The 25,418-nt window shown below is 71.4% G+C and carries 28 protein-coding genes; 10 read left to right on the forward strand and 18 right to left on the reverse strand.

The annotated features are described in order from the left end of the window. Position 1: 1 nt before the first annotated feature. The 5 genes from FK530_RS17035 to FK530_RS17055 are packed head-to-tail and all read right to left on the reverse strand — an operon-like array spanning position 2 to position 6,126. Positions 2-1,498, reverse strand: a complete 1,497-nt coding sequence (locus tag FK530_RS17035; protein ID WP_146488180.1) for a CoA-acylating methylmalonate-semialdehyde dehydrogenase — start codon at positions 1,496-1,498, stop codon at positions 2-4. Continuing rightward, complete coding sequence (locus tag FK530_RS17040) at positions 1,495-2,811, reverse strand: aspartate aminotransferase family protein (protein ID WP_146488181.1); 1,317 nt, start codon at positions 2,809-2,811, stop codon at positions 1,495-1,497. Before FK530_RS17040 ends, FK530_RS17035 begins: the two co-directional genes overlap by 4 nt. Before the next feature lies 1 nt (position 2,812). Beyond that, positions 2,813-3,838: a TIGR03842 family LLM class F420-dependent oxidoreductase gene (locus FK530_RS17045; RefSeq protein ID WP_146488182.1), complete on the reverse strand. Its 1,026-nt coding sequence runs from the start codon at positions 3,836-3,838 to the stop codon at positions 2,813-2,815. A gap of 9 nt (positions 3,839-3,847) precedes the next feature. After that, positions 3,848-5,269 carry a dihydropyrimidinase gene (gene hydA, locus FK530_RS17050; RefSeq protein ID WP_146488183.1) on the reverse strand — a complete coding sequence of 474 codons (1,422 nt, stop codon included), beginning with the start codon at positions 5,267-5,269 and terminating at the stop codon, positions 3,848-3,850. Between the two features lie 8 nt (positions 5,270-5,277). Next, positions 5,278-6,126, reverse strand: a complete 849-nt coding sequence (locus FK530_RS17055) for a nitrilase-related carbon-nitrogen hydrolase (RefSeq protein WP_146437566.1) — start codon at positions 6,124-6,126, stop codon at positions 5,278-5,280. A 122-nt stretch (positions 6,127-6,248) separates the two neighbouring features. On the opposite strand from FK530_RS17055, the gene FK530_RS17060 reads away from it, so the two are divergent. Continuing rightward, positions 6,249-7,637 carry an aminotransferase-like domain-containing protein gene (locus FK530_RS17060; protein WP_146488184.1) on the forward strand — a complete coding sequence of 463 codons (1,389 nt, stop codon included), beginning with the start codon at positions 6,249-6,251 and terminating at the stop codon, positions 7,635-7,637. A 9-nt stretch (positions 7,638-7,646) separates the two neighbouring features. On the opposite strand, the gene FK530_RS17065 is transcribed toward FK530_RS17060, so the two are convergent. Continuing rightward, on the reverse strand, positions 7,647-8,273 hold the full coding sequence (locus tag FK530_RS17065; protein ID WP_146488185.1) for a histidine phosphatase family protein: 627 nt from the start codon (positions 8,271-8,273) through the stop codon (positions 7,647-7,649). Further along, on the reverse strand, positions 8,270-9,202 hold the full coding sequence (gene pheA, locus FK530_RS17070; protein WP_146488186.1) for a prephenate dehydratase: 933 nt from the start codon (positions 9,200-9,202) through the stop codon (positions 8,270-8,272). Before pheA ends, FK530_RS17065 begins: the two co-directional genes overlap by 4 nt. 88 nt (positions 9,203-9,290) lie before the next feature. Here pheA and FK530_RS17075 point away from each other — a divergent pair, with 88 nt between their 5' ends. Beyond that, positions 9,291-10,268, forward strand: a complete 978-nt coding sequence (locus FK530_RS17075; protein ID WP_146488187.1) for a hypothetical protein — start codon at positions 9,291-9,293, stop codon at positions 10,266-10,268. 1 nt (position 10,269) lies between these two features. Here FK530_RS17075 and FK530_RS17080 read toward each other — a convergent pair whose 3' ends face one another. Continuing rightward, a complete protein-coding gene (locus FK530_RS17080) occupies positions 10,270-10,665 on the reverse strand; it encodes a hypothetical protein (protein WP_146488188.1) in 396 nt (131 codons plus the stop codon). Between the two features lie 91 nt (positions 10,666-10,756). Here FK530_RS17080 and FK530_RS17085 point away from each other — a divergent pair, with 91 nt between their 5' ends. From FK530_RS17085 to FK530_RS17090, 3 genes are all read left to right on the forward strand, one after another. Continuing rightward, complete coding sequence (locus FK530_RS17085) at positions 10,757-11,491, forward strand: DUF2470 domain-containing protein (RefSeq protein WP_146488189.1); 735 nt, start codon at positions 10,757-10,759, stop codon at positions 11,489-11,491. Between the two features lie 173 nt (positions 11,492-11,664). Continuing rightward, positions 11,665-12,228 (forward strand): type IV toxin-antitoxin system AbiEi family antitoxin domain-containing protein, encoded by a 564-nt coding sequence (locus tag FK530_RS25895; RefSeq protein WP_158645119.1) that lies wholly within the window; start codon positions 11,665-11,667, stop codon positions 12,226-12,228. Continuing rightward, positions 12,212-12,514, forward strand: coding sequence for a DUF559 domain-containing protein (locus FK530_RS17090; RefSeq protein ID WP_158645120.1), 303 nt, complete (start codon positions 12,212-12,214; stop codon positions 12,512-12,514). The genes FK530_RS25895 and FK530_RS17090 overlap by 17 nt, the downstream gene beginning before the upstream one ends. Before the next feature lie 47 nt (positions 12,515-12,561). Here the strand turns inward: FK530_RS17090 and FK530_RS17095 are convergent, their stop codons facing one another. After that, on the reverse strand, positions 12,562-14,091 hold the full coding sequence (locus FK530_RS17095; RefSeq protein ID WP_146488191.1) for an MFS transporter: 1,530 nt from the start codon (positions 14,089-14,091) through the stop codon (positions 12,562-12,564). Further along, positions 14,088-14,654 (reverse strand): TetR/AcrR family transcriptional regulator, encoded by a 567-nt coding sequence (locus FK530_RS17100; RefSeq protein WP_158645121.1) that lies wholly within the window; start codon positions 14,652-14,654, stop codon positions 14,088-14,090. Before FK530_RS17100 ends, FK530_RS17095 begins: the two co-directional genes overlap by 4 nt. 76 nt (positions 14,655-14,730) lie before the next feature. Between FK530_RS17100 and FK530_RS17105 the strand changes: the two genes are divergently transcribed. Continuing rightward, complete coding sequence (locus FK530_RS17105) at positions 14,731-15,561, forward strand: hypothetical protein (RefSeq protein WP_146488193.1); 831 nt, start codon at positions 14,731-14,733, stop codon at positions 15,559-15,561. Between the two features lie 6 nt (positions 15,562-15,567). Here the strand turns inward: FK530_RS17105 and FK530_RS17110 are convergent, their stop codons facing one another. Further along, the gene (locus tag FK530_RS17110) at positions 15,568-17,028 is read right to left on the reverse strand and encodes an NCS2 family permease (RefSeq protein WP_146488194.1); all 1,461 of its coding nucleotides are present in this window, start codon (positions 17,026-17,028) and stop codon (positions 15,568-15,570) included. Between the two features lie 64 nt (positions 17,029-17,092). On the opposite strand from FK530_RS17110, the gene FK530_RS17115 reads away from it, so the two are divergent. The 3 genes from FK530_RS17115 (at position 17,093) to FK530_RS17125 (ending at position 20,032) form a co-directional block, all read left to right on the forward strand. Continuing rightward, positions 17,093-17,872, forward strand: a complete 780-nt coding sequence (locus FK530_RS17115) for a CPBP family intramembrane glutamic endopeptidase (protein ID WP_146488195.1) — start codon at positions 17,093-17,095, stop codon at positions 17,870-17,872. 66 nt (positions 17,873-17,938) lie between these two features. Next, positions 17,939-19,363, forward strand: coding sequence for an LCP family protein (locus FK530_RS17120; RefSeq protein ID WP_438947254.1), 1,425 nt, complete (start codon positions 17,939-17,941; stop codon positions 19,361-19,363). 9 nt (positions 19,364-19,372) lie between these two features. Beyond that, complete coding sequence (locus FK530_RS17125; RefSeq protein ID WP_146488196.1) at positions 19,373-20,032, forward strand: TetR/AcrR family transcriptional regulator; 660 nt, start codon at positions 19,373-19,375, stop codon at positions 20,030-20,032. Positions 20,033-20,053: 21 nt separating this feature from the next. On the opposite strand, the gene FK530_RS17130 is transcribed toward FK530_RS17125, so the two are convergent. From FK530_RS17130 to FK530_RS17160, 7 genes are all read right to left on the reverse strand, one after another. Beyond that, the gene (locus FK530_RS17130; RefSeq protein WP_146488197.1) at positions 20,054-20,950 is read right to left on the reverse strand and encodes a DUF5926 family protein; all 897 of its coding nucleotides are present in this window, start codon (positions 20,948-20,950) and stop codon (positions 20,054-20,056) included. 10 nt (positions 20,951-20,960) lie between these two features. Next, a complete protein-coding gene (locus tag FK530_RS17135; RefSeq protein WP_146488198.1) occupies positions 20,961-21,719 on the reverse strand; it encodes a glycerophosphodiester phosphodiesterase in 759 nt (252 codons plus the stop codon). Continuing rightward, positions 21,704-22,537: a DUF4328 domain-containing protein gene (locus FK530_RS17140; protein ID WP_146488199.1), complete on the reverse strand. Its 834-nt coding sequence runs from the start codon at positions 22,535-22,537 to the stop codon at positions 21,704-21,706. Before FK530_RS17140 ends, FK530_RS17135 begins: the two co-directional genes overlap by 16 nt. Beyond that, positions 22,537-22,887 carry a rhodanese-like domain-containing protein gene (locus FK530_RS17145; protein WP_166443306.1) on the reverse strand — a complete coding sequence of 117 codons (351 nt, stop codon included), beginning with the start codon at positions 22,885-22,887 and terminating at the stop codon, positions 22,537-22,539. Before FK530_RS17145 ends, FK530_RS17140 begins: the two co-directional genes overlap by 1 nt. A gap of 132 nt (positions 22,888-23,019) precedes the next feature. Then, complete coding sequence (locus FK530_RS17150) at positions 23,020-23,928, reverse strand: S49 family peptidase (protein ID WP_146488200.1); 909 nt, start codon at positions 23,926-23,928, stop codon at positions 23,020-23,022. Positions 23,929-23,974: 46 nt separating this feature from the next. Beyond that, positions 23,975-24,394 carry a DUF2752 domain-containing protein gene (locus FK530_RS17155; RefSeq protein ID WP_146488201.1) on the reverse strand — a complete coding sequence of 140 codons (420 nt, stop codon included), beginning with the start codon at positions 24,392-24,394 and terminating at the stop codon, positions 23,975-23,977. Between the two features lie 68 nt (positions 24,395-24,462). Next, complete coding sequence (locus tag FK530_RS17160; RefSeq protein ID WP_146488202.1) at positions 24,463-24,861, reverse strand: hypothetical protein; 399 nt, start codon at positions 24,859-24,861, stop codon at positions 24,463-24,465. Between the two features lie 291 nt (positions 24,862-25,152). Between FK530_RS17160 and FK530_RS25900 the strand changes: the two genes are divergently transcribed. Further along, complete coding sequence (locus tag FK530_RS25900; RefSeq protein WP_158645122.1) at positions 25,153-25,305, forward strand: hypothetical protein; 153 nt, start codon at positions 25,153-25,155, stop codon at positions 25,303-25,305. Positions 25,306-25,418: the final 113 nt, after the last annotated feature.

The following is a 25,418-nucleotide window of genomic DNA, read 5'->3' on the forward strand; positions in this document are numbered from 1 at the left end:
ATCAGTCGTTCTGCGGGAACCCGAGATTGATGCCGCCGTGGCTGGGATCCAGCCACCGCGACGTGACGGCCTTCTCTCGGGTAAAGAAGGCATAGCCGGCGGCGCCGTAGGCCTTCGCATCGCCGAACATCGACGCCTTCCATCCGCCGAAGCTGTAGTAGGCCACGGGAACCGGGATCGGGACGTTGATCCCGATCATGCCCACCTGCACCTGCCGCTGGAAGCGGCGCGCCGCGCCGCCGTCGTTGGTGAAGATCGCGGTGCCGTTGCCGTAGGGAGAGGCGTTGATGATGTCGACCGCCTCGGCGAACCCGGACACCCGGATCACCGAGAGCACGGGGCCGAAGATCTCGTCGCAGTAGGCCTGGGAGTCGAGCGGGACCCGGTCGAGCAGGGTGGGGCCGAGCCAGAAACCGTCGGCGGCACCGTCGAACTCGCCGCCGCGCCCGTCGACGACAACGGTGGCACCGTCGGCGGCGGCCACGTCGATGTACCCGGACACCCGGTCGCGGTGCGCGGCGGTGATCAGGGGTCCCATGTCGCACCCCCGCCGGCCGTCACCCGTCCGCAGCGCCGCCATCCGGGTGCGGATCCGCTCGATCAGAGCGTCCGCCACCGAATCGACCACCAGGAGTGCGGAGACCGCCATGCACCGCTCACCCGCACTGCCGAATCCGGCGTTCACCGCGGCGTCGGCGGCGAGATCCAGATCGGCGTCCGGGAGCACGAGCATGTGGTTTTTGGCGCCGCCGAGTGCCTGCACCCGCTTCCCCGCCACGGTCGCTTGCTGGTACACGTACTGCGCGATGGGGGTGGAGCCGACGAACGAGATCGCCGCCACGCCGGGGTGCACCAACAGCGCGTCGACGGCCTCCTTGTCGCCGTGCACCACGTTCATCACCCCGGGCGGCAGGCCGGCCTCATCGAGCAGGGCGGCCAACCAGTTCGAGGCCGACGGGTCCTTCTCGCTCGGCTTGAGCACCACCGCGTTCCCGGCCGCGATGGCGAGCGGGAAGAACCACAGCGGCACCATGGCCGGGAAGTTGAACGGACTGATGATGCCGACCACGCCGAGCGGCTCCCGCACCGAGTACACGTCGACACCGGTGGACGCGTTCTGGGTGAATTCGCCCTTGTTCAGGTGCGGCATGGTGAGCGCGAAGTCGACCACCTCGATCCCGCGGGCGATCTCGCCGGCGGCGTCGGCGAGCACCTTGCCGTGTTCGGCGGTGAGGATCTGCGCCAGCTCGTCGCGGCGGGTGGTGAGCAGCTCGCGGAACCGGAACAGCACGTCCATGCGGCGGGCGATGGACGCCTCGCCCCAGTCCACCTGGGCGGCCCGGGCCTGCGTCACGACGGCGTCGACATCGGCGGCGGAGGCGAGCCGGACCTCGGTGCTGACCACGCCGAGGGCCGGATCGTACACCGGTGCGGTGCGGGTGGAGGTGCCGGCCCACGGCCGGCCGGCGACGAGGTGATCCAGGGTGGTGACGGTCATCGGTGTTCTCCCATCAGGACGGAGCGGTAGATCGCGATCGCCTCGGCGACCTCGGAATCGGTGACGGTGCACGGCGGGACCACATGGATCCGGTTGTCGGCCACCATCGGCAGCAGCCCGCCGGCGATGAGGCTGGCCTTGATCCGGGCCAGCCGGTCGGCACGGAGCGGCGCACGGGTGGTGCGGTCCTCGACGAGCTCGAGCGCCCAGAAGACGCCCTCGCCGCGCACCTCGCCGATCAGCGGGCAGTCGTCGGCGAGCGCGCGCAGTGCGGGACCGAGCACGTCGCGACCGATGCGGGCGGCGTTCTCGACGATGCCCTCCTCGGCCATCGCATCGAGCGCCGCCACGATGGACGCGCACGCCAGCGGGTGGCCGCTGTACGTCAGGCCGCCGGGGAAGACGCGATCGTCGAAGGTCTTCGCGATGGCCTCGCCGATGACAATGCCGCCGACCGGTACGTATCCGGAGTTGACGCCCTTGGCGAAGGTGATGAGGTCCGGCCGCACGCCGTGCCGGGTGTGCGCGAACCACGCGCCGGTCCGGCCGAAGCCGGCCATCACCTCGTCGAGGATGAGCAGGATGCCGTGGCGGTCGGCGATCTCCCGCACACCCGCCAGGTATCCGGGCGGCGGCACCAGCACCCCGGCGGTACCGGGTACGGACTCCAGCAGGATCGCCGCGACGCTGTTCGGGCCCTCGACCACGACGGTGCGCTCCAGGTGCGCGAGCGCGCGCTCGCACTCCTGCTCCCGCGTCTGCGCCCAGAACTCGGAGCGGTACAGATACGGGCCGTGGAAGTGCGCGTGGCCGTGGGCGTACTCGTTCGGCAGGCGTCGCCAGTCGCCGGTCGCCACGACGGCCGCCCCCGTGTTGCCGTGATAGGAGCGGTAGGCACTGAGCACCTTGGTGCGCCCGGTGTGCAAGCGCGCCATGCGGATCGCGTTCTCCACCGCGTCCGCGCCGCCGTTGGTGAAGAAGACCTTGGTGAAGCCCTCGGGCGCCAGCCCGACGATCCGGCTGGCCGCCTCGCCGCGCGCCAGATTGGCGACGGACGGCCCGACCGTGCACAACTGCTCCGCCTGATCGGCGATCGCGCGCAACATCTTCGGGTGCTGGTGCCCGATGTTGACGTTGACCAGTTGGCTGGAGAAGTCGAGGTAGCTGCGCCCGGAAGCGTCCCACACCCGGGTGCCGAGCGCGCCGCTGATCACCATCGGGTCGAGCGCGGCCTGCGCCGACCAGGAGTGGAAGACGAAGTCCCGATCCAGCTCGTACGCGCGACGATCCAGGTCCGCGGTGTCGGCGGCCATGTCAGGCGTCCTTCTTCGCCGTGATGGTGCGGTTGACGGCGGGGATGATGTGTTCGCCGTACTGGCGCATCGTCTCCTCCTTCTGGTCGTGCTGCAGGTAGCCGGCGAACTGGTGCACACCGAGCTTCTGCAGCGCCTCGATCTTGGTGAGGTGATCGGCCACGGAGCCCAGCAGGCAGAACCGGTCGATCACTTCGTCGGACACGAAGTCGGCGTGGGTGTTCCCCGCCTGCCCGTGCTGGTTGTAGTCGTACCCGCTGCGCTGGGCGATGTAGTCGGTCAGCGCGGCGGGCACCGCGCCGCCGGTGGCGCCGTACCGGGCGACGATGTCGGCCACGTGGTTTCCGACCATGCCGCCGAACCACCGGCACTGATCGCGCTGGTGGGCGAGATCGTCCCCGATGTACATCGGGGCGGCGACGCAGATCTTCACCGCCTCGGGATCGCGGCCGGCGTCCGACGCGGCGGACTTCACCGCGTCGATCATCCACGCGGCGATGTCCAGGTCGGCCAGCTGCAGGATGAACCCGTCGGCCACCTCGCCGGTCAGGGCCAGGGCCTTGGGGCCGTACGCCGCCACCCACATCTCCAGTTCCGAGCCGGCGCTCCAGGGGAACTGCAGTGTCGAGCCGCGGTACTCGACCGGACGGGAGTTGGCGAGTTCGCGGATTACGTGGATGGATTCACGCAGGGTCGCCAGGGTGGTGGGCTTCCCGTTGGTCACCCGGACCGCGGAATCGCCGCGTCCGATGCCGCAGACCGTCCGGTTGCCGAACATCTCGTTGAGCGTTGCGTACAGCGACGCGGTGACGGTCCAGTCGCGGGTGGCGGGGTTGGTCACCATGGGCCCCACCGTGACCCGCCGGGTCTCGGCGAGCATCTGCGAGTACAGCACGTAGGGCTCCTGCCACAGCAGGTGCGAGTCGAACGTCCACACGTGGTTGAAGCCGTGCGACTCCGCCAGTTTCGTGAGTGCGATGGTGCGGGCGGCGGGCGGGTGACACTGCAGGACGACGCCGAAATCCATGGTCAGCTCCTAGATGAGGTACTGGCTAAGTGCGCGATGGACGAACCGGCCGTCGCCCTTGCGCCCGAGGTACTGGCCGTCGTCGACGATCACCTTGCCGCGCGAGAGCACGGTGTCCACGTGGCCGTCGATCTCGAATCCCTCCCAGGCGGAGTAGTCGAGGTTCATGTGGTGCGTCTTCTCGAGCCCGATGGACGTGTGCCCGTTCGGGTCGTAGACCACGATGTCCGCATCGGCCCCCGGGGCGAGTACCCCCTTGCGGCCGTACATCCCGAACATCCGGGCCGGCGTCGTCGACGTGATCTCCACCCAGCGTTCCAGGGTGATCTTGCCCGACACCACGCCCTGGTACATCAGGTCCATCCGGTGTTCCACCGAGCCGATGCCGTTGGGGATCTTGGAGAAGTCGCCGATCCCCATGTCCTTCTGGCCCTTCATGCAGAAGGGGCAGTGATCGGTGGACACCATCTGCAGGTCGTTGGTGCGCAGCGCCTGCCAGACCTCGTCCTGGTGGTGCTCGTGCTTGGACCGCAGGGGCGTGGAGCACACCCACTTCGCGCCCTCGAAACCCGGTGCGCCGAGCTGATCCTCGAGCGAGAGGTAGAGGTACTGCGGGCAGGTCTCCCCGTACACGTTCTGTCCCTGATCCCGCGCCGCGGCGAGCTGCGCCACGGCCTGCTTCGCCGAGACGTGCACCACGTACAGGGGCGCCCCGGTCAACTGCGCCAGCATGATCGCGCGGTGCGTGGCCTCCTCCTCGAGCTGCCAGGCGCGGGCGATGCCGTGGTAGTACGGATCGGTCTTGCCCTGCGCGAGGAGTTGCTGCACGAGCACGTCGATCGCGGGGCCGTTCTCGGCGTGCATCATCGTCAGCAGTCCGGTGTCGGCGGACACCTGCATGGCCTGCAGGATCTGCGCGTCGTCGCTGTAGAACACGCCCGGGTAGGCCATGAACATCTTGAAGCTGGTGATGCCCTCATCCTGCAGGCCGCGGATCGCCGACAGCGATGCCGAGTTCACATCTCCCACGATCTGGTGGAACGCGTAGTCCACGGCGCATTCCCCGCCGGCCATCGCGTGCCAGGTGGCGAGCGAGTCCTCCAGTCGCTCACCGAACTTCTGCACGGCGAAATCGACGATGGTGGTGGTTCCGCCCCAGGCCGCCGCGCGCGTGCCGGTCTCGAAGGTGTCCGAGGCGTTGGTGCCGCCGAAGGGCATCGACATGTGCGTGTGCGCGTCGATCCCGCCGGGGATCACGTACTTGCCGGTTGCGTCGATCACGGTGTCCGCGGTGGCCGCGAGGTCGCTGCCGAGCACGGTGGTGCCCGGTTCGAGCAGGGCGACGATGCGCTCCCCGTCGACCAGCACGTCCGCCGCTCCGCGGCCGGTGGCCGAGACCACGGTGCCGCCGGTGATGAAGGTCGTCGACATGGCGGCGCCTACCGAGCCGGGATCGCGGTGTAGGAGTCAGGCCGGCGGTCCCGATAGAACTGCCAGTCGTTGCGGACCGCGCGGACCAGTCCGAGGTCGAGGTCGCGGATCACGATCTCCTCCGTGTCGGTCGAGCCCGCGTCGCCGACCAGGTTGCCGCGCGGGTCCACGAAGTAGGAGGTGCCGTAGAAGGTGACGGCGAGGTCGCCGAATTCGTCCGTCTCCGTGCCGATCCGGTTGTTCGCCGCGACGAAGTACTGGTTGGCCGCCGCCGCGGCCGGCTGCTCGAGCTCCCACAGGCGGTTCGACAGCCCGGGCTTGGTCGCCGACGGATTGAAGACCAGTTCGGCCCCGCCCAGGCCCAGCTCGCGCCAGCCCTCCGGGAAGTGCCGGTCGTAGCAGATGTACACGCCGACCTTGCCGACGGCGGTGTCGAACACCGGGTATCCGAGGTTACCCGGCCGGAAGTAGAACTTCTCCCAGAAGCGATCCAGGTTCGGGATGTGGTGCTTGCGGTACTTGCCGAGGTAGGTGCCGTCGGCGTCGAGAACGGCGGCGGTGTTGTAGTACAGGCCGGGCATCTCCTCCTCGTACACGGGGAGCACGATGACCACCCCGAGTTCGCGGGCGAGGGCTCCGAACCGCTCGGTCAGCGGGCCCGGCACCTGCTGGGCGTACTCGTAGTACTTGGCGTCCTCGACGATGCCGAAGTAGGGGCCGTGGAACAGCTCCTGGAAGCAGACGATCTGTGCGCCGTCCGCCGCGGCCTGCCGCGCCAGCGCCTCGTGCTTGTCCACCATCGACGCCTCGTCGCCGGTCCATGTGGCCTGAGTGATGGCCGCCCTGATCACCGTCATCGTGTCCTCCGATCCGTCTCGACTTGCTTCTGTTACTCTATTGTTTGAACATTTCTCTAATATTTCAGCTGCGTGAGGTTACGTTAAGGAGTGTGCCGCACCGCGGCGCTCGTGGAGGCGAGATGGATAAATCACCGACCGAACCGGTCCGCGACACCCCCGCCCTCCACATCGACGATCCGTCGCCGGCCGGGATCGCCGGCGCCATCGCCCGGATGATCAACGCCGGCGAGCTGGTCCCCGGCGACCGGCTGCCCACCGTGCGCGCCCTCTCCCGACAACTGAACGTCTCGCCCGCCACCGTCAGCCAGGGCTGGCAGGCCCTCGCCCGGTCCGGCCTCGTCGTCTCGCGGGGCCGCAGCGGCACCTTCGTCGCCGAGGGGGCCGCGCGGAGGCCCGCACCGGCATCGCGGACGATGACGATGGCCGGCCCGGACGGGGACGTCCGGTGGGATCTGTCCCTCGGGGCTCCCGACCCGCGCCTCCTGCCCGAGATCGCGCAATCCCTTGGCGCCGTTGCCCGCCGGGCGGAGACCACGAACTACCACGAGCACCCCGTGGTCCCCGAACTCGGCGCTCTGCTGAGCGACAGCTGGCCGACCTCCTCCGAAGCACTGACGATCGTCGACGGCGCGCTCGACGCAGTGGTCCGGGCGGTGGACGCCGTCACCCGCTACGGCGACCGGGTCATCGTGGAGAACCCGACCTTCCCCCAGTTCCTCGACCTCCTGGAGGTCAACGGCCTGCACCCCCTGCCGGTCCGGCTGGACGAGGAGGGGATCCGGCCGGACGACTTCGCGCGCGCGCTGGAACAGGGCCCGTCCGCCGCGATCATCCAGCCGCGAGCGCAGAACCCCACCGGCCGGTCGATGTCGCGGAGCCGCGCGGAGGAACTCGTCCGCCTGCTGCGCGGGGACGCGCGCTGCATGGTGATCGAGGACGACCACTCCGGTTCGGTCGTCTCCGCGGGCGACCTCAGCCTCGGCCAATGGATACCCGAACGGGTCCTGCACATTCGGAGCTTCTCCAAATCGCACGGGCCCGACCTCCGGATCGCCGCGATGTCCGGCCCCGCCGCCGTGATCAACCGGGTGGTCGCGCGGCGCGCACTCGGCCCCGGGTGGACGCCGCGGATCCTCCAGCGCCTGCTCTACGACCTTCTCTCCGACGCGACGGCGGAACGCACCGTGGCCCGCGCCCGCGACGAGTACGCGCGCCGCCGCGACGCGCTCGTCCCCGCGCTCGCGGGAATCGACGCCGGCGCGGCCACCGCGGAGGGACTCAACCTCTGGATCCCCGTGGAGGACGAACGGCGAGCCCTGATCCATCTGGCCGCCGAGGGCATCCGCGTGGCCCCCGGCACGCCGTTCGTGGTGGGCACACCGGACATCGACCACATCCGCGTCACGATCGCCCCGCTCGACACCGACTTCGCCGACGTCGGCCGCGCCGTGGCCACCGCCGCCGCCCCCGTCCGGCGGGACGGGTTCTACGCGCTCCGCGAGCTCTGAACGCGCGGACTAGCCCATCGGGTCCAGGTGCGACGGGGCGTCTGCCCAGCTCACCAGCTCCCAGCCGGCGTCGACGGGGCGGAGCACGATCTCGCCGGTGTTCGGCAGGTGATGCTTGTGCGCGTAGGCGCCGTCGACCCCCGACAGGTGGAAGCCGACGAGCCGGATGGCGGCCCCGTGGCTGACCAGGTAGGCGTCGCCGCGCGGCAGGTGCTCGGCGCGGATCGCGTCCACCGCGGGCAGGTACCGCGCCAGCAGATCCTCGGCGCTCTCGCCGCCGGGCATCGCGGCGGTCGGCTCGCCGGAGTACCAGCGGCGCACGACGTCCTGGAAGACCTCGATGGAGGCCTCGTCGTTGAAGCCCTCGAGGTCGCCGGCCTGCACCTCGTGCACCCCGTCGATCACGGAGGTCGGCACGCCCCAGGCGTCGGCGATGTGTCCCGCGGTCTGCTGCGCGCGGCGCGCGACCGAGCTGAGCAGCACGGCCGGAGCGGCGTTCGGCCGCCCGACGCCGAACCGACGGGCCTGCTCGGCCCCCTCGGGCGTGAGCGGCGCGCCGGGCGGCAGGGTGTCGAGGATCCGTGCGACGTTCGCGGTGGTCTGGCCGTGCCGGACCAGGTGCAGCAGGCCGGTCATCGCTCTCCCCTCCGCAGGCCGTCGAACCAGGCCTCGGAGTCACCGGGGTCGACGGGGGCCGTGCCGGGCCCGCCCGGGCGCGGCCAGGAGCCCAGGAAGCGGAGGTCGTCGCACACCCGGTGCAGGGCGCGCAGCGCCTCGCCCACCGCGGGATCGTCGATGTGGCCGACGCAGTCGAAGTGGAAGACGTAGCTGCCGAAGACGGTTCGCTTCGGGCGTGACTCGATCCGCGTGAGATCCACACCGCGCAACGCGAACTCGGCCATCGCCAGGGCCAGCGACCCGGGCCTGCTCGGCACGTCGAGAACGACCGCCGTGCAGTCGCTGCCGGTGCGCTCGGGCGCCGGACCGGGCTTGCCGCACAGCACGAATCGAGTGCGGGCGTCGGCGACGTCGGCCACGCCGGTCGCCGCCTCGGGGACGTCGTACATCCGCGCGGCGAGCGCCGTGGTGACCCCGGCGTCCACCCGCCCCTCCGCCACGTCGAGTGCCGCGGCGGCGTTGGAGGCGGCCGGAACCACCTGAGCCTGCGGCATGTTCGCGGCGAGCCACGCGCGGACCTGCGCGGCGGCCACCGGATACGCGCCCACGGTCCGGGCCTCGGCCAGCGGCTTCGACGACGCGAGCGAGAAGGCGACGGCCAGGTCGGTCTCGGCGAAGATCTGCAGCGGCGCGCCGAACCCGAGGGTGTCGAGCGTCGGTGTGACGGGCCCCTCGACGGACGACTCGATGGGCACGCACGCGAGATCGGCGGCACCGTCGGAGACCATCTCGAGGGCGGCCACCTGACTGGGGGCGCTGATCCGCTCCGCCCCGACGAGGTCGACGCCGGGCACCGTCATCGCACCGCGAGCGGCGAGTTCCTGGCACTGGAGCAGCGCCATCTCGGTGAACGTCCCCTCGGGGCCGAAGTAGGCGATGCGCGTCACGCCACGAGCCTAGCGGGGCCGCCACCGCGGGGCGGCCACGCGGCGATTTAGTAGAGTCACTTCAATCTTTGCAGAGATGGGGATGGGGATGTCGTACGACGAGAATCCGCTGGACCGGATCAGTTCCGGTCCGGCGCCGACGGGTCCGAGTCCGTGGCGCTCGAACCGCCTCCCCACCGGCAGTCCCTACGCGGGCGGCGGCCGGTACGGAACCGGCGACGTGCGGAACCGCCGGCGGCGGCTCGGTCGCGGCGGATGGATCACGCTCGTCGTCGCGGTCGTCCTGATCGCCGGGGCCGTGGGGTGGGCAGCGGTCTCCAAGCCCGGGACGCCCGAGTTCGCCTCCCCGATCGGCACGGCGACGGCTCCCCCGCCGCCGCCGAGCGTCGGCCAGATCACCGGCAGCAGCGTCTTCACCACCGGCCTGGTCTCGCCGCCCGGATGCGCGCTCCCGCCGCTCGCCGCCACCCGCGAATCCGTCGAGGCCTTCGCGCGGACCGGCACCGTCTGCCTCGAGGCCGTGTGGGGCCTGCGCGCCGGAACCGTCCGCCCGTTCAGCTCGCCCGACGACGTGCCGCCCGGCCCGGGCTGCTACACCGGCGTCCCGGTGACCAGCTACGGGACCTGCAACGACATCATCTACCTCAACGTCGACGCGGCGATCGAGGCCGCCGGCAACCAGGCCCCGCGCCTGCTGCAGTGGCTCGCGATGGCGGTCGCCGACCGGGCCGAAAGCCGCGCGGGTGTCGCCTCCGACACGGGCGCGCTGGTCCGGTCCGTCGACGCCGACAGCGCCCTCGGACTCGAGTACCGCAAGCGCGATAAGGCGCAGCACCTGTGCCTCGCTGGCGCCACGATCCAGCGCCTGGTCGACCACGGGATCACGCGTGCCGATGTCGAGCAGGCGTCGGCCCAGTCCCGCGTCTGGACGTTGCTCGGCGAGGGCCCGGACGGCCCGCGCGTCCAGGCCGCCACGGCGCAGCAGTGGTTCGACCGCGGCAGCCTGTCCCCGACGCAGGAGGTCTGCCGGACCGCGTGGACCGTCCCCGTCGACCAGGTGTCCTGAGCTACTTCAGCCCGAGGGCCCGCAGCCGATCAGTGACCGCCTGCGGGTCCGGGGCGACGAGGTGCCGCAGCCGCTCACGCACCGCGTCCTGCGCCATCGGGTTGAGTGCGGCGAGCCGCGCCTCGTCGGGAGCCTCGAGGGCCGCCGGGATGTCGTCGCCGGTGAGCGCCGCGACGGTCGCGCAGAGCACGGCCACGGCCTGGTCGGCATCCGCCACCGCGATCTCGAAACCGGGCCCCTCGTCGTGCACGCCGTGCACGAGGAACTCCACGAGCGCGGTGGGATCGCCGGGCGCGTAGGTGCAGCTCGGACGGCCCGACGGTGCCGCCACGGCCAGCCCGTCGACCAGGGACATCGGCTCGCGCGGGGGCGCGAGCAACTCCAGTTCGATCGCCATCACGTTGACCCTAACTCTTGCCCGGGGTTGCTCGCCGCATTAGGTTAGGGTTACCTTCATGTCTATCCAGCACCGAGCGAGAGGAGTCGTCATGAGCGCCCCGACCATCGCCGAGCCGACACCGGCCGAGCGCGTCCGCACCATCGCGGCCGTCCCCCATGCCGCGGTCCTCGCGGCCGACGGTTACGAGCCGATCACCGTCGCGCTGCACCACGTGCTGGGCGACCGACTCGTGGTCGCCGTCTCCGACGACGCGCCCTGGCTCGAGGGCGCGCGCGCCATGGTGGAGATCAACGACATCTCGCCGCTCCCGCTGCGCGAGCGCACCCGCTCCCTCGTCTGGCTCTCCGGCCGGCTGTCCGAGGTGGCCGACGGTGCCGCGCTCGCCGCCCGCATCGCGGTGGACAACCCGCTCGAGGAACTGCTCGACGTGGGCAACGGCTCGCGGCTGCTGACCATGCCGATCGAGACGGCCGTGCTCGCGGACGCCGCCGGCGCCTCGTCCGTGACGGGCGACGAGTTGGCCGCCGCCGAACCGGATCCGTTCGCCGGCTACGAGACCGCCTGGCTCGCGCATGTGGAATCCGGGCACCCGGAGATGGTCGGGCAGCTCGCCCGCCGCCTGCCCGGGAAGCTGCGCAACCACCGCATCCGGCTCCTGGGCATCGACCGCTTCGGCATCCGCCTGCGCGCCGAGCACCACGAGCTCTCCGACGTGGACGTGCGGCTGAACTTCCAGCAGCCCGCCGACGACATGGCCGCGCTCCAGCGCGGCATCCGCATCCTGCTGGGCTGCCCGTTCCTCAACGGCCTCCGCACGAGCTGAGCGTTCTCAGGATGTCGAATTCCTGAGCGGCGGAGGCGCGCTCACACACCTCGACCGCACCAGAACTCGACGTTGTGAAGCAATCGACCGTCCGGCGAAGGTTTCGTACGCTTTCTGGGGATAGCGGCCGTCGGCCGGGCGCCCCGCTCGCGTCGGCGGGGGACCGTTGCGTCATGGACCTCAGCGCACTGATCGCCGCGCACGCCGATGGAGGGGTCGTCTCCCGCGCCCGACTACTCGCGCTCGGTGCCGATCCGCGGGAGGTCAGCGCGCTGCGCCACGCCGGCGCCCTCACGGTGATCCGGCGGGGTTGGTACGCGATCGTCGGCGCGGATCCCGCGGTGGTCGCGGCGGTGCGCAGCGGCGGCACACTGACCTGCGTCTCGGCCCTGCGGTTCGCCCAGGGCGTGTGGGTGCCGCCCGGCATCACGAGGGCGCACGTCCGCTGGCCGGCGCACCTCGCGACGGCGGCCTCGGCCCGTCGGCTCCGAACTCGCGCAACAGGCACGCCCCGGTGCGGCACGCCGAGCACACCCGGCTCGACCGACCGCTCCACCCGCTGCCACGCGCATCGCGGGCTGCCGACGTCGATCCGCGCGATCGACCCCCTCACCGTGGCACTGCAGTGCGCGGCGCACTGCCTCTCGGACGACTACCTGGTGGCGGTGCTGGACTCGACGCTGCGGATGCCGCATCCGGCTCCGGAACCACCATGTCCTGGTGCGGAGTCAAGCTGAGATCGAGGACGTCGGCCGCGTCGACCTTCTCGTCGGCGAGAAGCTGATCCTCGAGTGCGACAGCCGGGAGTTCCACAACGACGCGCAGCGTCGGAAGGACAATCGACGCGACCGCATCGCCACGGTGGGCGGCTACTGCGTGCTGCGGATCGACTACGCCGAGGTGATGTTCGGCTGGGATGCGGTGTTCGCCGACGTCATGGACCTCGTGCGCGTCCGTCGGCATCGCGCACCCCGGCCGAGGCGGCTCACGATATCGAGTTCTGGAGACACGGAGGTGTTCTGACGCACGTCCGCCTCGTCGAAACCCGACATCGTGAACCGTCGACGGGTTCAGTGCGCCTGCACCGTGATGTCGGTGCCCTTCGGGGTCAGGGCGTACACCCCGACCGCGACGACGAACAGGATCACGCCGCCGACCAGGCCGGTGGTCTGCAGTGACGCCGTGAAGCCGGTCGCCGCGTGCTCGGCGAGCGCGGGCAGGCCCGCCTGCTGCGCGATCGCCATGGCGGCGCCCAGCGATTCGCCCGCGGCGTCGGCGACCGCCGCATCCACGCCGGGGATCGCGCCGAAGTCGGCGTCCGCCGTGTAGAGCATCGCGGCGACGCTGCCGAGGATCGCGACGCCGAGCACGTTGCCCAGGTCGTAGCTCGTCTCCTCGAGCGCGGCGGCGTTGCCCGCCTTCTCCTCCGGCGTCCCGGACATGATCATCGCGGAGGCCACCGTCATCGCGCCCATGCCGAGTCCCACGAGGACGAGCGGCGCCAGCAGGCCCGCGTAGTCCAGGTGCTCGGGCGCCGCGAGGAGAACCATGCCGATCGACGCCGCCACCAGACCACCCGCGAGGACGATTCGCGCGTTCAGGACGTTCGCCAGCCACGGCGCGGCGAGCGAGGCCACCACCGCGGCCACGGCGACGGGGAGCAGCCGGACGCCGGTCTCGATGGGCCCGTAGCCCGCCACCAGCTGCATCCACTGCGCGAGCAGCAGCAGCGCCGCGGCCATCGCGAACATGACGCCCAGCGCCGCGATGATGCCCGCGGAGAACTGGCGCCGCTCGAAGAGCCGCACGTCGAGCAGCGGGTTCTCGCGGCGCAGCGACCGCCGCACGAACAGCCCGAGCACCACGACGGCGATCAGCAGGGCCACCAGCCCCGGCCCCGAGAGCAGGGTGTGGTCCTTCGCGAACCGCTTGATGGACCACACCAGCGCGACCATCCCGGTGATCGACATGAGCGCGCCGAGCCAGTCCCATGCGCCGGGCGAGGCGACCTTCGATTCGGGCAGCAGGAAGAAGCCGACGATCAGCACGATCACCATCACCGGAACGTTCACCATGAAGGCGGCGCGCCACGAGAAGTTCTCCAGCAGAACGCCGCCCACGATCGGTCCGATGGCCGCGCCGACGCCGGAGACCGCGGCCCACAGACCGAGCGCCTTGGCGCGCTCCGCGGGATCGGTGAAGATCACCCGCAGCATGGTCAGCGTGGTCGGCATGATCATCGCGCCGCCCACGCCGAGGGCCGCCCGGAGGGCGATCACCTGGGCCGGCGTCTCCGCCCACATCACCAACGCCGAGGCGACGCCGAAGACGATGTAGCCGAGGAGCAGCATGCGTTTGCGGCCGAACCGGTCGCCCAGCGAGCTGGTGGAGACGAGCAGCCCGGCGAGCACGAGCGAGTAGGCGTCGATGATCCAGAGCTGTTGCGCCGCGGTGGGCCGCAGGTCGGCGGCGAGGTCGGGGATGGCGATGTTGAGGATCGTCATGTCCACGGTGATGACGAGCAGGCTCGCCGAGAGGAGCAGCGCCGCGGCCCAGCGCCGGGTCGCGGACGCCACGGGCGCGGTCGAGAGGTCGGTCATTCCGTCGTCTCCTGTCGAGGGGTCCACAGTGCGGTGATCGCACGTTCGAGCAGCTCCGGATCGGCGGGCTGCTCGTCGAGCACGGTGGTCATGATCGCGCCGTCGGTGAACATCGCTACCGCGCGGGCGCTTTCGGGGGTGATGTAGCGCTCCAGGGTGGCCGCGAAGTCCGCGGCCCAGTGGGTGCTCAACGCGCGCAGGTCAGGATGCGACGGCGCGGCGCAGGTCACCGCGAAATCGCCGCCGACGAGCTGCGGGTCGCTCAGATAGCAGTGGAGCGCGGCGGTGTAGGCCGCCGGCGAGGCACCGTCGCGGACGAAGGTCTCCTCCAGCTCGTCGAGCCAGACCTCAGCCTCCTCGATCAGCGACCTGAGCGCGGCCGCACGCAGGTCGGCGAGCGTGGCGAAGTACTGCGTGGTCGAGCCGAGGGGGACCTCGGCACGCGCGGCGACCTTCCGGTGCGTCAGCGCGTCCGGGCCCGATTCGACGACGATCGCCGCGGCGGCGGCGATGATCTCGCGCCGACGACGTTCCGGGTCGCGGCGGCGGGGCGTCTCGGTCATCACTCTCCTCATGGACGTTTGTACATGTACAACTGTACATCATGTGCGACAGCGAAGAACGGGTTAGATTGGGGCGATGAGCACCACACCGGACGATCCGTCGCCTGACCAGCCCGAAAGCGCGTCGAAGCCCGACTTCGCCTCGCGCACCAAGAGCCACGTCGATGACGTGACCACCCGCGCGCGGACCCACGTCGACGACGCGGCGGCGCGCGCCCGGACGCACGCCGACGACGTCGCCGGCCGGGCCAAGACGAAGGCCGGCGACGCCGCGACCCGCGCCGGCGAGGCGGCGAAGAAGTGGCTGCGCCGCGCGATCGTCGCGGCCGTCCTCATCCTGGTCCTCATCGGCGCCTACTTCGCGCTCGCGGCGTACCTGCCGCGCAAGTGGGCGGACATGCTCGTCGGCTGGGTGGGCACCGACGGCGGCACTCTGAAGGGCACCGCGTTCGGGCTCGGCATCGGCTTCCTCTGCGCCGGACTCCCGCTCCTGATCCTGTGGTTCGCCGCCAAGCGGGCGGCCAGCCATCCGAAGATCGCGACCGTGCTCGGGCTCATCGCCGTGGTGGTCGCCGTGCCGAACCTCATGACGCTCGCCGTCGCCATCGGCACCGGCAGCGGCGCGAACTACGCGCGCACCAAGCTCGACCAGAACGCCGCGGGCTTCCGCTGGTCGACGCTCATCGGCGTGATCATCGGCGTCCTCGCCGCGATCGCCCTCGCGATCTTCCTCGAGGTTCAGCGCCGCAAGCGAGCGAAGAAGAAGCAGCGCAAGGCCGCCGAGAAGGAGGCCAAGGCGCTCGCCAAGCAGGCGGAGAAGGACGCGAAGGCCGCCGAGAAAGCCCGCGGCGGCCACGCTCCCGGCCTCGACGAGCAGCCACCGTCGGGCGAGGGCGACGGGCGATAGCGCCCGTCAGATCCCGAACAGCACCTCGATCGGCTCCTTCGCGAAGTACAGCAGGAACAGCCCGGAGACGATCCACAGCAGCGGGTGCACCTCCCTGGCCTTCCCGCGCGCCACGGCCATCACCACCCAGGTGATGAAGCCGATGCCGATGCCGTTGGCGATCGAGTAGGTGAAGGGCATCGAGACCACCGTGAGGAAGACCGGCAGCACGACGTAGAACTTGCTCCAGTCGATGTCCTTGAGCTGGCCCAGCATCATCGCGCCCACGATGACCAGCGCCGGAGCGGCGGCCTCGGAGGGGACCACCTCGTAGAGCGGGGTGAAGAACATCGCGGCCAGGAAGAGCACGCCGGTCACGATGTTCGCGAGGCCCGTCCGCGCCCCCTCGGCGATGCCCGACGCGGACTCCACGAAGACCGTGTTCGACGAGGCCGAGGCGCCGCCGCCCACGATCGCGCCCGCACCCTCCACGGCCAGCGCCTTGCCGATGTTCGGCACCGTGCCGTCCTCGCGCATCAGGTTCGCCTCCTTGGTGAGGCCGGTGATGGTGCCCATGGCGTCGAAGAAGTTCGACAGCACCAGCGCGAAGACCAGCACCGACGCCGCCAGCACACCGATGCGGGTGAACGCGCCGAAGACGTCGACCTCGCCGACCAGCGACAGGTCCGGCAACCCGCCGAGGCTCGACGGGAGCTCGGGGATGTTCAGGCTCCAGCCGTGCGGGTCCTTGAACGACGGCCCGAGGCCGGCCACCTTCTGCACGATCAGGGCGACGATCGTGGTGATGACGATGCCGAGCAGGATCGCGCCCGGCACCTTGCGGACCACGAGCACACCGATGAGCAGGACGCCGAAGACGAAGACCGCCGTGGGCCAGGCCGCGACGGAGTTGCCGATGCCGAGGCCCACGGGCACCGTCGTGCCGGCGGCGTCCGGGATGCGCCGGACGAAGCCCGCATCCACGAAGCCGATGAACGCGATGAAGCAGCCGATGCCCGCGGCGATCGCGGCCTTGAGCTCGGCGGGGATGGCGCGGAAGACCGCCGTGCGGAAGCCCGTGACGCCGAGCAGCACGATGATGATGCCGTCGATCACCACCAGACCCATGGCCTCGGGCCAGGTGACCTGCGGCGCGACGCTCACGGCCAGGAGGCTGTTGACGCCGAGACCGGCGGCGATGCCGAACGGATAGTTGACGATGGCGCCGAAGACGATGCACATCACGCCCGCGGCGAGCGCCGTCACCGCGGCGACCTGCGCGGTGGGCAGCACGTGGCCGAGCACGTCGACGTTCTTGCTCTGCCCGACGACACCGCCGATGATGATCGGGTTGAGCACCACGATGTAGGCCATCGTGAAGAACGTGACGAGACCGCCGCGGAGCTCGCGCGGCACCGTCGAGCCGCGCTCGGAGATGCGGAAGTACCGGTCGATGGGCCCCAACTGGGGCTCGGTGGGAGCGGACACGTCGTGACCCCTTCGCTCGCTGCAGGACCGGGCAATCGTAACGGTGCCCGGATAGGGTGTCCCGGTGAGCGCCCCCGAGCCCGTGCCGACCGCCGAGCGACGCCCGTTACGCGCCGAGGTCGCCATCGTGCTGCTGGTGACTTTCGCCTGGTCGGGGCTGTATTCGGTGATTCGGTTGATCGGCTACCAGCTCGGCGCGGGCGTGGGCTCGACGACGGTGACCCTCAACCCGGTGCGGAGCCCGCACGCGGTGATCGACTTCCTCCTGCAGGTGATGGGGGCCGTCCAGCTCTTCGGCTGGGCGGCGCTGGCCCTGTACCTGCTGTACCGGTCCGGCATCGGTTTCGCCGACATCGGCTTCGCGCTGCGCCGGCCGCGGCGCGCGCTGTTGCGCGACATCGGCCTGGGGACCGGGCTCGCGGCGCTCATCGGCGTCCCCGGCCTGGCGCTCTACGCGGCGGGCCGCGCGCTGGGCGTCACCGCGAGCGTCGTGCCCGCGTCGGGCGATGTGCAGTGGTGGCGCGTCCTCGCGTACGTGCTGCTCGCGGCGGGGAACGCCGTCGCCGAGGAGGTCGTGGTCGTGGGCTACCTCATGACCCGGCTGCGGCAGCTGGGTGTCGGGCGGGCCGGTTCCATCGCGGCGTCGTCCGTGCTGCGCGGTTCGTACCACCTCTACCAGGGCTTCGGCGCGGGCCTCGGGAACCTCGTGATGGGCGTGATCTTCGGCGCCGCCTACGAGCGGTGGCGCCGGCTGTGGCCGCTGGTCATCGCCCACTTCCTGCTCGATGTCGTGGCCTTCGTAGGCTACGCGCTGTTGCGCCCCTACCTCGGATTCCTCGGTTGACCCACCCTGCGACCCGGGTCACGCGCTGAGGCGATTTCTCAGTTCGTGCCCGTACAGTCGATGTGCGTGAACGACGAACGACCGCGCGACGAGCGGAACCTCGCCTGGTCGCAGGTCCCCGAGGGCGACCCGCGCTCCCGCGCGCCGCGGCACCCGCAGGGCATCCCCCGCCCGCGGCAGGGCGCCCGGCCCGGCCCGCCCCCGCAGCGTCCCGCGCAACAGCCGCCCCGCCGGCCGATTCCGCCCCAGCAGCCCGCCCCGGCACCGCCCCGGGCCACCCGGGTCGAGCGCCCGCAACCGCAGCCCCGCCAGGCTTGGGCTCCCCGCCAGGAGCCGGAACCGGTCCCCGCGAGCGAGGTCAAGCGCACCGTCGGGGCGCGGGGCTCCAGCGACGGCCGGGTCCCGCCGCCCCCGCGCCCGCCGCGCGGCCGCTCCCGCGACCGGGATCCGGGCCGACGGTCCTCCGCCCCCGCTCCGGCGGCGCCAGCGCCGAAGAAGCTCCGGCGCAAGCGCAAGCTGCACCCCTTCCGCTGGCTGGGCCTGTTCCTCGTCCTGCTGCTCGTGGGCACGGTGGCCGGCACGATCTACTTCGACGGCAAGCTCACGCGGATCGACGCGCTCGCGGCGTACGCGGGCCGCGTCGCCGACACCCCGGGGACGAACTGGCTGCTCGTGGGCACCGACGCCCGCGAGGGCCTCACGCCCGCGCAGCAGAAGGCCCTCGCCACGGGCGGAGACCTCGGCGGCGCCCGCACCGACACGATCATGCTGGTGCACATCCCGACGTCGGGCGACGCGACGGTGGTCTCGATCCCCCGCGACCTCTACGTGCAGATCCCCGGTCAGGGCGGACACAAGATCAACGCCGCCTACTTCCTCGGCAGCACCTCGGGCGCCGGCGACGCGGGCGGCGCACAGCTGCTCGTGCAGACCTTCGAGAAGGCCTCGGGCGTGCACATCGATCACTACGCGGAGATCGGCTTCGGCGGCTTCGCGACCATGGTCGACGCGATCGGCGGGGTCGAGATGTGCCCGAAGTACCCGATCAACGACCCCAAGGCCGGGCTGCGCATCAAGGCCGGATGCCAGACGCTCGACGGTGCCCAGGCCCTCGGCTACGTCCGCACCCGCGCCACCCCGAACGCCGACCTCGACCGGGTGGTGCATCAGCGCGAGTTCATGTCGGCGCTGTTCAAGGAGGCGACCTCGCCCACGACGCTGCTCAACCCCTTCGAGGTGTGGGGCCTGTCGAACGCGGTGGTCGAGGCGCTCTCCGTCGACAAGGAGACGCACCTGTGGGACCTCGCCCGCCTCGCCTGGGCGATGAGCGGCACCACCGTGACCACGACGACGCCCACCGCGGGCAGCGAGTACACCAGCGACGGGGACTCCCTGGCGTGGGGGAAGAACACCGACGAGTTCTTCGGTCTGCTGGCCGCCGACCGCCCCGTTCCCGCTCGTCTCCTGAGCGGGACCCCGGGAACCGGTTAAGGTGGCGCCATGAATGAACGCGGCCGTATCGGCCGCCCGCCGAAGGTGAATCGCGAGCAGGTGGTGGCCGCCGCCGCCGACATCCTCACCACCGACGGGCCGTTGAAGTTCTCGATGCGCACCCTCGCCGCGCGCCTGGACATCAGCGCCATGGGCATCTACCACTACTTCGACTCGAAGAACGACCTGCTCGGCGCCGTTCTCGAGCATCAGTCCTGGAACACGCCCGTGCCGGAGCTGGCCGAGGATCCGCATGAGCGGCTGGTGCAGCTGCCGCTCATCGTGATCGACCACCTCACGCGCCATCCGTGGGTCATCGACGTGCTCTCGGCCGACGAGATCATCGACGCCTACTCGGCGTGGTCCTTCGACGAGTTCCTGCGGACCACCGACGAGATCGGCATTCCCGAGGCCGAGTCGCTGCACCTGCTGCTCGGGCTGTGGCGGTTCACCATCGGCGAGGTCACGGTGCGCACCAACCAGGCGATGCGCGACGCCCGCCCGACGTCGAGCGCCTGGTACGAACGGGAGATCCCGCAGCACGTCATCGACCGGCCACGGCTGGCCCGCGCCCTCGGCGCGCTGGATCCGAGCGCCGAGACCTACGACGTGCGGCAGACCATCCTCGCGTACCTCCGCGGCGCGCTCGGCGACCGCTTCCACGGCTGACCCGGCGCCCGCCGGGCGGACCTACAGCGAGACCTGGCGGCCGCGCAGCCCGTCGCGGCTGCGCCGCTGCGCGGCGGTGAGCTCGGAATCGTCGGTGAGGGCCTCGGCGAGGCGCTTCGCCAGTTCGACGGTGCCCGGCACCCACTCGTCCGGGTGCGACTCCGGATCGAGGTCGAAGACCGGCACGAGCAGGCCGTCGGAGCGGAACGAGCCGGCGAACCGCGAGCCCTCGCCCACGGTGAGGCCGCCGGCGGCGTGCACACGGGCCAGCGCGGCCATCAGCTCGTCCTCGGGCGCGGGGTGCACCCAGCGCAGGTGCGCCTTGGAGCCGGTGTCGGCCCACCAGGGCGCGCCGACGCCGTCTGCGCCCAGGTCCAGGCGCGCGGCGGGGGTGATGAGCGAGTTGGCGTGCTCGACGAGCTGCCGGGTCTGCGCATCGGCATCGCCGGCGAGCCACCAGTCGAAGTCCTTGTGCACGGTCACCTCGAGCGGCGCGGCGGCGTCGAGAACCTCGAGCAGCGCGCCGTCGCGCTCCTCGGAGAGCGCCTCGCCCGCCTCGGCGTCGGCGGCGAACCGGGCGGCGCCGGCGAGCGCGGCGCCGGGCTCGAGCGGGCGGGTCGCGGTCTGCAGGGCGGCGTAGCCGATGACCCCGTCGGACTCCTCGCGGACGAGGGCCTGCGCGGCGCCTGGGAGCACCGTCGCGAGGCGGATCTCGCGGTTCGCGCCGGCCACCGTCAGGGGCGCGGTGGCGCTGGGCACGAAATTGCGGAGGGCGACGATGTCGCACTCGGCGACCAGGCCCTCGAAAGGACGGGCGGTGTCCGCGGCGCTCGCCTCGGCGCGGGCGCGCTGGGCGGCGACCTTCTCGGCACGGTTCGATCCCTCGCGGGGAGTGGCATTGCGTTCGCGTCTACCCATGCCCGGCAGCCTATCCCCGCAGCCAGGAGCGCGTGCGGGCCGGGTGGTTGGTGGCGATCCACTCGACGCCGAGGCCGTTGCAGAGGGCGACGTCGGCCTCGGAATCGACGGTCCAGCAGTAGGTGAAACGGCCGGCGGCACGGGCCTTGGCCACGGTGTCGGGGCGCTCGCGCAGCGAATCCACCGACGGCCCGATGCCCTGGGCGCGGACCGCGGTCGCGGCGCCGCCGCCGAGCAGCCGCGAGGCCTCACCCAGGAGCACTGCGGGGACGCCCGGCGCGTTGCGCCGCACGCGCCAGACGGCGGAGCCGGAGAAGGAGATGACGACGACGGGCGCGTCGGCCGGGTCGTCGGGGTGGGAGAGGCCGTGCCGCTGCAGGGTGGCGAGCAGCTTCTGCTCCACCATCGCGCCGAACCGCACGGGGTGCTTGGTCTCGACGAAGAGCTTGCGCCCGGACGTGCGGGCCAGCTCGATCAGTTCGTCGAGGGTGACCACCGACTCCGCGTGGCCGGGCCGCTTCCACGAGCCGAAGTCCATGGCCCGCAGGTCGGCGAGATCGAGCTCCGAGACGGCGCCGGTGCCGTCGGACGTGCGCTCGACGGTGCGGTCGTGGAGGCAGACGAGATGCTGGTCCTTGGTGAGCCGGACGTCGCATTCGATCGCGTCGGCGCCCTCCGCGACGGCCGCCTCGAAGGCGCTCATGGTGTGCTCGGGGAACTCCCCGCTGGCACCCCGGTGGGCCACGATCCCCGCTACGCCGCCAACCATCGCGTCCCGTCCTCCTGCTTCCGGGCCGTGGGCCCCCCGTCGATCACGCGGACCAACCGTGCCGTGACCAGCAGGAACGCTCCGCACAGCAGGTAGGTCAGCGCGGTGTAGACCATCGCGTCGGCGCCGTGCTGCAGGCCGCCGTCCGCGCGCGAGTACGCCACGCACCCCAGCGTGACGATAGTCAGCGCGACCCACGCGACCCACCACCGCCGGATGAACAGAGCGCGACGATCCGTCGCCAGCCCCGCGGCCCGCTTCTGCGCGTCGGCCAGCTCGAGGACGAGGACGGGCGCGGCCGCGAGATTCACGACGGGGACCAGGCAGTACACCCACAACTGCCACCCGGGTCGGGGCTCGCGCGTACCCAGGTCGGCGTAAGCGCGCTCGCGCGCGACCCGCAACCACAGCGCGAGCACGACGAACAGCGCGATCACCGCGAGCACGGCCAGCCACCCCACGGCGAAGACGGCGACGGTCGCGGTCACGGCGAGCCACCCCGGCAGGGGGGCCGCCCGGTTGATCACCAGGAGCAGGTAGGCCAGGCCCTCCACGACCGCCGCGGCGAAGACGATGCCGGTGGTCAGGCGGAGGACGAAGGGAGTCGCTTCGGCCGCGGTCTCCGCCGTGGTCGGCGCGGTCGACGGGGCCGGGGTGAAGTCCTGCCGCAGCCCCCAGCGCGGGGTGACGGGGTAGCGCGGCGTCGGCTTCGGGTCCGACGGTCCGCGGCGCGGCACCGGCAGCGTCTCGGGTGGGCGACGGGCCAGCCAGCGGAGCCGGCCGCGGGGCTGCGCGGTGCGCCCGGGGTTCGGGTACATCACACGACCCCCGGGCTGCCGTCCGGTCGCACCACGGGTCGGCCGACGGACGCCCAGGCGATCATCCCGCCGTCCACGACGGCGGCCTCGATCCCGACGGTCTCGAGGTAGCGCACGGCCTGCTCGGAGCGTCCCCCGCCACGACAGATGACGTACACCCGGTCGTCGAGGTCGATCTCCTCGAAGCGGACGGGCAGATCGGGCAGCGGCAGGTGCACGGCTCCGGGAGCGTGGCCGAGCTCCCATTCGCCCGGGTCGCGGACGTCGAGCACGGTGAGGCCCGGCGCCGCGGCGAGGTCGGCGGGCAGGGCGTCGACGGGGATCGGACCGTCCGCGGGGTAGTCGGTCATGGCTCCAGTCTTCCACGGGCGGCGGGGGCCGCCGACGATTCATCCACAGTTTCCACAGGCTCATCCACAACTTGAGGGTTGTGCTGTGAGTGCTTCACCAGCGCGAATCGCGCGCCCTGTGGATCGACCATGTCAAGCCCCGAAGTTCGCCCACAGGCCGCGGCGCTGCAGGCCCGCGAGCGCACCGTCGAGCACGCCGGCCGTGACGGAGGCGGCGAGCCCGGCACCGTCGACCGCGGTGCCGCCGCCCAGCAGGCGTGCGAGCAGGGGTTTCGGGGTGTGCATGGCCTCGACCTCCGCGTCGGGGTAGCGCTCGTCGAGCACGCCGCGCAGGGTGCCGATGCCGTCGGCGAGACCCAGGTCGACGGCCTTGCGACCGATCCACACCTCGCCCGTGAAGAGGGATGGATCCTGGCCCAGGCGATCGCCGCGACGGCTGGTGACCCACTCGCGGAAGGCGCTGTGGATATCGCCCTGGATGCCGTGCAGCCACTCGATGTCGCCCTCGCGGACGTCCTCGAACATGTCGAGGCGGTGCTTGGCATCGCCCTCGGTGAAGACGCGACGCTCGAGGCCGATCTTGCCGATCAGCTCCTTCGCCCCGAAGCTCGCGGAGATCACGCCGATGGACCCGACGATGGACGTGGTGGTCACGAAGATCTCGTCGGCGGCGCAGGCCAGCCAGTACCCGCCCGACGCCGCGACGTCCTCGCAGAAGGCGAGGACGGGCAGTTCGTGCTTCGCGGCGAGTTGCCGGATCCGGGTGGCGATGAGCTCGGACTGGGCCGGCGAGCCTCCGGGGCTGTTGAGCACGAGCGCGACGGCGACGGCATCGTCGGTCTCGAAGGCGCGGCGGAGCACCGACTCGACCCCCGCGAGGTTGAGGGTGCCGCGGCCGAGCCCGCCCGACATGGCGGGCGCCGCGATGGGGCCTTCGAGGCGCACGACGGGGACCACTCCCCCGGCCTGCCCGAGGGCGGAGCGCACGCGATGACTGGCGGCCTTCGCCGCGTCCTGCAGTTCGGTCACGAGGGGACTCATGGCCCCGACGGTAGCGGGCGAATCCGGCATCCGTGATCGCCGCAGGTCAGGGCGCGAGCGGAGACCCGGGGAAGTTCCGCGCGACGGTCCACACGACGGCCAGCACGCCGACGGTGATCCAGAGGTACTTGTTCTGCGGCACCGCCGGCACCGAGAAGCCCACCCGGCGGCCGAGCCAGGCGAGCCACAGCCAGACCAGCACCGCGCCGGCCGGGTAGATCAGCGCGTTCGAGCCGAGGGCGGCCAGGAAGTCGCCGTTGGTGACGTCGTTGACGGCGCGCAGGCCGCCGCAGCCGGGGCAGTACAGCCCGGTCGCGGCGTAGAGCGGGCACACGCCCCAGCTGTTCTGGACGTGCGGATCACGCACGTGCAGCGCGAGGACGACGGCGCCGGTCCCCGCCGCGGCGGCGAGGGGCCATGCGGCCGCCCGCAGGCGCGCGGCCGGCGACGGCGCGGTCGTGGTCATGTCCTCAGGTTAGCGCCGCGCCCCGCGGGCGCGCCGGTGCGGAGTGGGGCACTCGCGGCGGCGCATCCCTACAGCGCGGAGACGAACGCGAGACCGCCGAACAGGCAGCCGAGGGAGACGAGCGCGTCGAGCAGCGCGTACCCCCAGGCGAGGCGGCGATTGAGCAGGTTGAGCACCGCGTGCGCGCCGAAGGTGGTGCCGAGCAGCAGCGAAGTCAGGAAGGTGATGGCCAGCACGTCGAACGTGCCGGTGTACGTGCACGCCATCGCCGCGCACTCGCGGATCGAGGGCATCGCGCGCACGGCGAGCACGAGGTTGAGAATCGTCGCCGTGAAGGAGGCGACGAGCAGTGTCATCGACACGACGATGTCGGCGCGGGTCTGGCGGCCGCCGACGAGGGTGCGAATGCGGCCAGCCCGATCACCGCTGAGGCGCTGGGTGCGCACCCCGATGCTGGTTCCGGTCATGTCCACCATCGTCGCGCGCCGGACGGCGGATTCCAAGCGTTTGCGATAGGAACCAGTGGCGTTTCTATCGGATCCCGCCGAAGCGATGCAGGTGGACGCCGTAAATCGATCCGCCGGTCTAATAGGTCACATTTGCTTGAATGAACAACAAACATCGGGCATTTCCGCCCGGCCGCCGATGCACGCCCCGCGCCGCCCTGGGCGATTTCCTACCCCGGTGTAGGTCCGCTACAGTGTTCCACACCACATCTGTGACGCGCTTCACAGGTGCAACACACGGAAGGCGGCGCGATGACGGTCAAGCACACCCACTCCCTCGCCGCCGGGCGCGATGCTGCGTCGCGCAGTTCCTGCACCGTGTACTTCTCGCGATCGCTGACGCGCACGCTGCTGACGGTCGCCGTGCTCGCGCTGGCCCTGGCGCTCATCGTCGTCCTGGGCTGACCCCTCCGTTCGGCACGCGCCACTTCTCGGCCGGGGCCCTCGTCGTCGCCCCGGCGAAACCGCCGCACCCCGCGAACCTCAACCGCACTTCATGCGCTTTCGGCCGTCCTTAT

It is taken from the genome of Tsukamurella conjunctivitidis (assembly GCF_007858475.1).
GTDB classification, from domain to species: domain Bacteria; phylum Actinomycetota; class Actinomycetes; order Mycobacteriales; family Mycobacteriaceae; genus Tsukamurella; species Tsukamurella conjunctivitidis.

What these genes read in the sequence shown, in the direction of transcription:
- FK530_RS25895 (WP_158645119.1), top strand. Translation starts at nt 11,665, where the DNA reads ATGGACCTCAGCGCACTGATCGCCGCGCACGCCGATGGAGGGGTCGTC.
- FK530_RS17045 (WP_146488182.1), bottom strand. Translation starts at nt 3,838, where the DNA reads ATGGATTTCGGCGTCGTCCTGCAGTGTCACCCGCCCGCCGCCCGCACC.
- FK530_RS17085 (WP_146488189.1), top strand. Translation starts at nt 10,757, where the DNA reads ATGAGCGCCCCGACCATCGCCGAGCCGACACCGGCCGAGCGCGTCCGC.
- FK530_RS17135 (WP_146488198.1), bottom strand. Translation starts at nt 21,719, where the DNA reads ATGGTTGGCGGCGTAGCGGGGATCGTGGCCCACCGGGGTGCCAGCGGG.
- FK530_RS17160 (WP_146488202.1), bottom strand. Translation starts at nt 24,861, where the DNA reads ATGACCGGAACCAGCATCGGGGTGCGCACCCAGCGCCTCAGCGGTGAT.
- FK530_RS17125 (WP_146488196.1), top strand. Translation starts at nt 19,373, where the DNA reads ATGAATGAACGCGGCCGTATCGGCCGCCCGCCGAAGGTGAATCGCGAG.
- FK530_RS17105 (WP_146488193.1), top strand. Translation starts at nt 14,731, where the DNA reads ATGAGCACCACACCGGACGATCCGTCGCCTGACCAGCCCGAAAGCGCG.
- FK530_RS17150 (WP_146488200.1), bottom strand. Translation starts at nt 23,928, where the DNA reads ATGAGTCCCCTCGTGACCGAACTGCAGGACGCGGCGAAGGCCGCCAGT.
- FK530_RS17155 (WP_146488201.1), bottom strand. Translation starts at nt 24,394, where the DNA reads ATGACCACGACCGCGCCGTCGCCGGCCGCGCGCCTGCGGGCGGCCGCA.
- FK530_RS25900 (WP_158645122.1), top strand. Translation starts at nt 25,153, where the DNA reads ATGACGGTCAAGCACACCCACTCCCTCGCCGCCGGGCGCGATGCTGCG.
- FK530_RS17040 (WP_146488181.1), bottom strand. Translation starts at nt 2,811, where the DNA reads ATGGCCGCCGACACCGCGGACCTGGATCGTCGCGCGTACGAGCTGGAT.
- FK530_RS17130 (WP_146488197.1), bottom strand. Translation starts at nt 20,950, where the DNA reads ATGGGTAGACGCGAACGCAATGCCACTCCCCGCGAGGGATCGAACCGT.
- FK530_RS17060 (WP_146488184.1), top strand. Translation starts at nt 6,249, where the DNA reads ATGGATAAATCACCGACCGAACCGGTCCGCGACACCCCCGCCCTCCAC.
- FK530_RS17055 (WP_146437566.1), bottom strand. Translation starts at nt 6,126, where the DNA reads ATGACGGTGATCAGGGCGGCCATCACTCAGGCCACATGGACCGGCGAC.
- FK530_RS17035 (WP_146488180.1), bottom strand. Translation starts at nt 1,498, where the DNA reads ATGACCGTCACCACCCTGGATCACCTCGTCGCCGGCCGGCCGTGGGCC.
- FK530_RS17095 (WP_146488191.1), bottom strand. Translation starts at nt 14,091, where the DNA reads ATGACCGACCTCTCGACCGCGCCCGTGGCGTCCGCGACCCGGCGCTGG.
- FK530_RS17140 (WP_146488199.1), bottom strand. Translation starts at nt 22,537, where the DNA reads ATGTACCCGAACCCCGGGCGCACCGCGCAGCCCCGCGGCCGGCTCCGC.
- FK530_RS17145 (WP_166443306.1), bottom strand. Translation starts at nt 22,887, where the DNA reads ATGACCGACTACCCCGCGGACGGTCCGATCCCCGTCGACGCCCTGCCC.
- FK530_RS17100 (WP_158645121.1), bottom strand. Translation starts at nt 14,654, where the DNA reads ATGACCGAGACGCCCCGCCGCCGCGACCCGGAACGTCGTCGGCGCGAG.
- FK530_RS17075 (WP_146488187.1), top strand. Translation starts at nt 9,291, where the DNA reads ATGTCGTACGACGAGAATCCGCTGGACCGGATCAGTTCCGGTCCGGCG.
- FK530_RS17065 (WP_146488185.1), bottom strand. Translation starts at nt 8,273, where the DNA reads ATGACCGGCCTGCTGCACCTGGTCCGGCACGGCCAGACCACCGCGAAC.
- FK530_RS17080 (WP_146488188.1), bottom strand. Translation starts at nt 10,665, where the DNA reads ATGGCGATCGAACTGGAGTTGCTCGCGCCCCCGCGCGAGCCGATGTCC.
- hydA (WP_146488183.1), bottom strand. Translation starts at nt 5,269, where the DNA reads ATGTCGACGACCTTCATCACCGGCGGCACCGTGGTCTCGGCCACCGGC.